Here is a 6,809-nt window from a genome sequence, read left to right on the forward strand (position 1 = left end):
GGTAGCGGCCGGTGGCGGGCACATAGTCGATGCTGGACAGGCCACCGACCGGCACCCCGCGGAAGCTTGCACTCGTCGGCACGATCTGCTGGCCGATGTAGTTCAGGGTCTGTGCGTGGGCGGACCCTGCAAGCAGCAGGGCGAGTAGCCATTTCATTGGGAAAACTCCAGGGCGGGGCCGCGGCGCCGGTACTGCCGCCACGGGGCGCGGATTATGCGGCGCGACGCAGGGCGCCTCTGAGCGTGTCGACGATGCGTTCGATGTGRCCACTCTCGATGATGAGCGGCGGCGACAGCGCCACGGTGTCACCGGTCGTGCGGATCAGCAGGCCCTTGTCCCAGCAGTCCAGGAAGACGTTGAAGGCGCGCTTGGCCGGCTGGCCGTCCAGCGGCTTCAACTCGATGCCGCCGACCAGGCCGATATTGCGCACGTCGATGACATTGGGCTCCTCGCGCAGCGAGTGCAACGCCTTGGCGAATTCGCCTTCCATGCGCGCCGCACGGGTCAGCAGGTCGTCGTCGGCATAGGTGTCCAGCGTGGCGATGCCGGCGGCGCAGGCCAGTGGGTGGGCCGAGTAGGTGTAGCCGTGGAAGAACTCGATCAGGTGCTCGGGCCCGGTCATGAAGGCGTCGTGGATCTTCTGCTGCGCGAACACCGCGCCCATGGGCACGCAGCCGTTGGTGATGCCCTTGGCCACCGTCATCAGGTCGGGCGTGACGCCGAAGGTCTGGGCGGCAAACGGGCTGCCGGYGCGGCCGAAGCCGGTGATGACCTCGTCGAAGATCAGCAGGATGCCGTGCTTGTCGCAGATCTCGCGCAGGCGCTGCAGATAGCCCTGGGGCGGGAGCAGCACGCCCGTGGAGCCGGCCACGGGCTCGACGATCACGGCGGCAATCGTCGACGCATCATGCAGGGCAACCAGGCGCTCCAGGTCCTCGGCGAACTCGGCGCCATGCGGCGGGACGCCGACCGAGAAGGCGTTGCGSGCSRGRTCGTGSGTGTGGCGGATGTGGTCGACGCCGGCCAGCAGGCTGCCGAACATCTTGCGGTTGSCCACCATGCCGCCSACCGAGATGCCGCCGAAGTTGACGCCGTGRTAGCCGCGCTCGCGGCCGATCAGGCGGGTGCGGGCGTCTTCGCCGCGCACGCGGTGGTAGGCGATGGCCATCTTCAGCGCGGTGTCCACCGACTCGGAGCCCGAGTTGGTGAAGAACACGCGGTTCATGCCCGTGGGCGCGATGGCCGCCAGGCGCTCGGCCAGCTCGAAGGCCTTGGGGTGGCCCATCTGGAAGGGCGGTGCGAAGTCCAGCTCCGCGGCCTGCTCCTGGATGGCCTTGACGATCTTGGCGCGGTTGTGGCCCGCGTTGACGCACCACAGGCCGGCGATGCCGTCGAGGATCTCGCGGCCCTTGTCGTCGCGGAAATACATGCCATCGGCTTGCGTCAGCAGACGCGGCGCCTGCTTGAACTGCCGGTTGGCAGTGAAGGGCATCCAATAGGCGTCAAGCTTGGAAACGTCAGCGCTCATGCGGGGCTCCTCGACAAAGGAGCCCAAAGTCTAGAGTCAATTTGACGGGTTGGTCAGAATTTGCCGTTGCCTCAGGGTTCTCACCAGCGGCGTCAGCTGCACGAGCAGGATGCAGGCGAGCATCAGGCCGCAGCCGATCAGCCCGGCGGTGTTGAGCCGCTCGCCGAGCAGCGCATAGCCGAAGGCGGCGGCGAACAGGGTCTCGGCCGACAGGATGATGGCCGCGTCCGCCGCATGGGCGTAGCGCTGGGCCACGACCTGGGCCGTGAAGGCGATGCCGACCGAGACGATGCCGGTGTAGGCAATGGGCCAGGCGGCAGCGACCAGGCCGCCCCAGTGCACCGGCTCCATGCCGAAGGCCGCGATCAGCGACAGCAGGCCGCAGACAGCGAACTGGCCGCTGGCAACCAGGAAGGGTGCGCTCATGCGGTCGGCCCAGCGGCCCACCATCAGCACATGCACCGCCCAGGGGATGGCCGAGCCGGCCACCCACAGGTCGCCCAGGCCGATGTGGAGCTCATGCGCGCCCGACAGCAGAAAGGCGCCCACCAGGCAACCCGCAGCCGCCGGCCAGACCGACCAGTGCGCCACTTGGCGCAACAGTAGCCAGGCCAGCACCGGCACGAGAGGCACGTAGACCGCGGTCAGGAAGCCGGCATTGGTCACGCTGGTGTGCTGGATGCCGATCTGCTGCATGACGGCGCCCAGCGTCATCAAGAGGCCCAGGCCGGCAATGTGAAGGCCGTCCAGCTTCACCAGCGGCCTGCCTTCGCGGCCGAGGCGGCGCCACTCCAGCACGGCCAGCGGCAGCACGACCAGAGAGCCGATCAGGAAGCGCACGCCGGTGAACAGCAACGGGCCGACGTCGGCCATGCCGCGGCTTTGCGCGACGAAGGCCGAGCCCCAGATCAGCGCGACGAAGGTGAGCAGCAGATTGGCATGGAAACGAGTCATGGGCGAGCCAGCGCGGCGAGTTCCGCTTCGTCGAAGCCGGCCGCGCGGCGGGCTTCGAGATTGAAGGGCGCGCGCAGCTTGGGCGCCTGATGAAGGGTGGCGAGTTCGGCGTAGGTCGCGATCGGGTCCAGCCCGCGTTGCTCGCACAGGAAGCGGTACCAGCGGTTGCCGGCCAGCACATGGCCGATCTCGTCGTGCAGGATGATGTCGAGGATCTCGCCGGCGCGTTTGTCGCCGGCGCCGACGAGCTTGCGCTTGACGGCGGGCGACGCATCCAGTCCGCGTGCCTCCAGCGTGCGCGGCACGAGGGCAATGCGGGCCAGCAGGTCGTGTTTCGTCCGCTCGGCCATGTCCCACAGCGCGTTGTGGGCATCGAAGTCGCCGTAGTCAAAGCCCAGTGTCAGCAGGTGCTCGCGCAGCAGCGTGAAGTGCTTGGCTTCTTCCTGGGCGATGCGCAGCCAGTCGCGGTAGAAGGCCTCGGGCATGCCGGGGAAGCGCCAGCAGATGTCCAGGGCCAGGTCGATGGCATTCAGCTCGATGTGGGCGATGGCGTGCACCAGGGCCGCGATGCCGGCCGGCGTGCGCAGCGACGGGCCTTTGAGCGTGATGTGCTCGACCAGGCGCGGGCGTGCGGGCCGCCCCGGAATGCCGCCGGGCTCGGGAATCTGCGCGTCGGTATCGACAGGCAGCGCTGCATTCAGCGCCAGCGTTGCGGCCGCCTTGGCGGGCGCATCGGCGATCAGGAGAGGGCCGAGCGTGGCCATGCGAAGGTCGGACATTGGCCGGGATTCTAAAATCCGCCCCTTTTGCGCGTTTTGCGCGAGGCCGCGATGGCGATCTACCAGCTCGACGAGCACCTCCCTGACGTGGCCGACTCCGCCTTCGTGGCCGACAGCGCCGAGGTCATCGGCCGCGTGACGCTGGGTGAAGGCGTCAGCATCTGGTTCAACGCCGTGCTGCGCGGCGACAGCGACACGCTGACGATTGGCGCGGGCAGCAACGTCCAGGACGGCTCGGTGCTGCATGCCGACCACGGCTTCCCGCTCGTCCTCGGCGAGAACGTCACCGTGGGCCACCAGGTCATGCTGCATGGCTGCACGGTCGGCGACGAAAGCCTCATCGGCATCGGCGCGGTGGTCTTGAATGGCGCGCGCATCGGCCGCAACTGCATCGTCGGCGCCGGCGCGCTGGTGACCGAAGGCAAGGAATTTCCGGACGGCTCGCTGATCGTCGGCGCGCCGGCCAAGGTCGTGCGTGAACTGAGCGAGGCGCAGGTCGCCGGGCTCAAGGCCAGCGCGGCCCATTACGTCAACAACGGTCGCCGTTATGCGGCCGGCCTGAAAAGAATCCGATGAGTGAACTGCACAAATTCCTGTTCGACGGCCTGCCGGTGCGCGGCATGCTGGTGCGGCTGACCGACGCCTGGCGCGAGGTGCTTAGCCGCCGCGAGCCCGGCCAGGAGTACCCGCCCGAACTGCGCGACCTGCTCGGCCAGATGAGCGCCGCAGCGGTGCTGATGCAGGCCAACATCAAGTTCAACGGCGCGCTGGTGCTGCAGATCTTTGGCGACGGCCCGGTCAAGCTCGCCGTGGCCGAGGCTCAGCCCGATCTGAGCTTTCGCGCGACGGCCAAGTGCATCGGCGAGCTCGCTCCCGGGGCCGACCTGCCCAGCATGCTGAACGTGCACGGCCAGGGCCGCTGCGCGATCACGCTGGACCCCAAGGACAAGTTCCCCGGCCAGCAGCCCTACCAGGGCGTCGTGCCCCTGCACGGCGACCACCGCGAGCCGCTGTACAAGCTCTCTGAAGTGCTGGAGCACTACATGCTGCAGTCCGAGCAGCTCGACACCCGGCTGGTGCTGGCCGCCAATGGCGACATCGCCGCCGGCCTGTTGATCCAGCGGCTGCCGGTCGAAGGCGAGGGCAACCTCGAAGGAAAACGCAACGAGGATGACATCGGGCTGTCCGAGGGCTTCAACCGCGTCGCCATCCTCGCGGGCACGCTGACCGCCGAAGAGCTGCTGACGCTGGACGCCGACACCATCCTGCGCCGCCTGTTCTGGGAGGAGACGGTGACCCGTTTCGAGCCCCAGGCGCCGCATTTCTCCTKCACCTGCTCGCGGGAGCGTGTGAGCCAGATGCTGCGCGGCCTGGGCCGCGACGAGGCCGACAGCGTGCTGGCCGAGCGCGGCGAGATCGAGATCGGCTGCGACTTCTGCGGCCGGCACTACCGCTTCGACGCGGTGGATGTCGGCGCGCTGTTCACGCCCGCCGGCCGCCAGCCGGACGGCGCCGAAGGCACGCTTCAATAGTTCTGAGGTCGTTCAGCGTTTCCATTGCGCAACGGGCCTCATGCCTTCTGAGGATGCCCGGCAGCCTAGTGATTGACGCCACTGCCCCGAGCTGAGACTTTCACCTTTTGGCCCCTTCCTGAAAGGGCCAGGAGGCGACAGTGGCCGACAAGGGCGGATTTGGCAGCTTCCCGTGGGCAAGTGCCGCGGTGCTGGTGGCCTTCGTGGCCAGCACCCAGCTCGTGCCCCATGCCTTCGAACCGCTGCGGCCCGCCGAGAAGGCCCGCGCCCAGGCGCCGCTGGACCCGGATCTGGACGTCAACGCCCGCCTCTGGGAAGACCCGTTCACGGCGCTGCGCCGCTACGAGACGGAACGGGCGGAGCGCTGCGAGCGCGTGCGCAAGCAAACCTCGCAAACCCTGGACATCGACTGCCGCGACCGCGTGGCCGAGGTGCGCGACCCGCAGCGCATGCTGGCCAAACTGGACCGCGACCACGACCAGCGCCTGGATGACACGCTGATCATCATGGGCCTGCTGCCCGGCGCCGATTTCGTCGGTGCCGAGGAGGCGCGGCGGCGTGTGCGCTACGCGACGCTGGCCGGCCTGCTGGCCCAGGACTATGTGCCCGACAACGCGGAGCGGCTCAGCCTGCTGGAGTTCAACCTGCTGGAGGCGGCCGCTCCGGCCGAGGCGGCGTCAGTGGCGTCAGTGGCATCGGCGGCCTCCCGGCCCGCTGCCGCCGACAAGCAGGCGCGCGCGGCCAAGGACAACTTCGTCGTGCCCTACGAGCTGCTGTCGGCGCGCTCGGAGCACCGCCGCAAGCCCGACGGCGAGGGCGATGCCAAGGCCGACAAGCCGCGCCGCTATGGCCAGATCGCCTTGCTGTGGGTGGACGAAAATTCCCTGCCCAACCGCAAGCTGGATGCTCTGGCCCGGCTGACCCAGCAGCTGATGGGCAGGCCGGCCCGCGACCTTGCGGCACCGGGTGGATCAGACGGGCAGCGCCTGCCCAGCCTGGCCGTCATCGGCCCKTCGTCGACCGACGCGCTGCGCGCCGCACTGATGGACCTGCGCTGCGCGGCCGACCGCAAGAACGCCGCCGCCGATGCCCTCAGCCCTGCGGCCAGTGCGGCGGCCGCACGCTGCAGCTCGGGCGTGGCGGGTGCCGTGCGGGGCCTCGCGCCCGACCTGCAGGAGGGCTATGAGCTGCTGTCGCGTGCCGAGTTCTACAACTCGGCCTCGACGGCGCCCAACAGCATGATCGCGGAGCTCAGCGACCAGAAGCTCGAGTCCTTCGTCACCGACCAGTTCAACCGTATCACGGGCGTCAACCCGGTGCGGCCGGTGCAGATGGTGCGCACCATCGGCACCGACGCCGAGCTCATCAAGCGCATCGTCGCCGAGCTCGGCCTGCGCCTGCCGCATGAGGGCCGGCGCGTCGTCATCGTTGCCGAGCGGGATTCCCTCTATGCCCAGTCCCTGGTCAGCGAGCTGCGCTACCGCCTGCCCGAGGGGCGGCCGCAGAGCCAGCCGCTGAAGATCGAGGTCATCTATTTCTTCCGTGGCATCGACGGCATCACGACGCGCGAGGCCGGCACCGCCGCCGCGGCCGGGCCGGCGGCCAAGAGCGCGCCGCTGGAATGGCCCGAGAGCCGTGACCAGCTCGACTATCTGCGCCGCCTCGGGGCCGGGCTCAAGCGCAGCGAGGCCGACTCAAGCCGCCTGCCCATCGGTGCCATCGGCATCTTTGCCAACGACGTGCACGACAAGCTGCTCGTTCTGCAGGCCCTGCACGAGGATTTCTCCGACCGCATGTTCTTCACGACGGACATGGATGCGCGCTATCTGCACCCCCGCACCCRGGCCTTCACGCGCAACCTGGTCGTTGCCAGCAGCCTGCCGCTGGCCTTCTACCCGCCCGCGGCAGGGGCACCGCACGGCGCCGTCGACCTGCAGGCCGGCACGCCGCCGCTGCGCGACATCTACCAGGCCAGCACCTATGCCGCCGCCCGCCGGGCCGGCTGCCGCAGCGAG

6 protein-coding genes are annotated in these 6,809 nt (G+C 69.0%); 3 read left to right on the forward strand and 3 right to left on the reverse strand.

What is annotated here, in order from left to right; genetic code table 11:
• Positions 1–212: 212 nt before the first annotated feature.
• Genes aptA through AC1DU6_RS15775 form a run of 3 tightly spaced genes read right to left on the reverse strand, consistent with a single transcriptional unit; the run spans position 213 to position 3,262 of the window.
• A complete protein-coding gene (gene aptA / locus AC1DU6_RS15765) occupies positions 213–1,529 on the reverse strand; it encodes an omega-aminotransferase AptA (protein ID WP_477858193.1) in 1,317 nt (438 codons plus the stop codon).
• Positions 1,530–1,565: 36 nt separating this feature from the next.
• Positions 1,566–2,483, reverse strand: coding sequence for a DMT family transporter (locus AC1DU6_RS15770; RefSeq protein WP_477858195.1), 918 nt, complete (start codon positions 2,481–2,483; stop codon positions 1,566–1,568).
• The gene (locus AC1DU6_RS15775; protein WP_477858197.1) at positions 2,480–3,262 is read right to left on the reverse strand and encodes a ferritin-like domain-containing protein; all 783 of its coding nucleotides are present in this window, start codon (positions 3,260–3,262) and stop codon (positions 2,480–2,482) included. Before AC1DU6_RS15775 ends, AC1DU6_RS15770 begins: the two co-directional genes overlap by 4 nt.
• Positions 3,263–3,313: 51 nt before the next feature.
• Between AC1DU6_RS15775 and AC1DU6_RS15780 the strand changes: the two genes are divergently transcribed.
• From AC1DU6_RS15780 to AC1DU6_RS15790, 3 genes are all read left to right on the forward strand, one after another.
• Complete coding sequence (locus AC1DU6_RS15780) at positions 3,314–3,838, forward strand: gamma carbonic anhydrase family protein (RefSeq protein WP_477858199.1); 525 nt, start codon at positions 3,314–3,316, stop codon at positions 3,836–3,838.
• On the forward strand, positions 3,835–4,794 hold the full coding sequence (gene hslO / locus AC1DU6_RS15785) for an Hsp33 family molecular chaperone HslO (protein ID WP_477858201.1): 960 nt from the start codon (positions 3,835–3,837) through the stop codon (positions 4,792–4,794). The genes AC1DU6_RS15780 and hslO overlap by 4 nt, the downstream gene beginning before the upstream one ends.
• A 140-nt stretch (positions 4,795–4,934) precedes the next feature.
• Positions 4,935–6,809: hypothetical protein (locus AC1DU6_RS15790; RefSeq protein WP_477858203.1), on the forward strand; the 1,875-nt coding region annotated here is incomplete at its 3' end.

The sequence above is a fragment of the Roseateles sp. P5_B10 genome, from assembly GCF_056400485.1.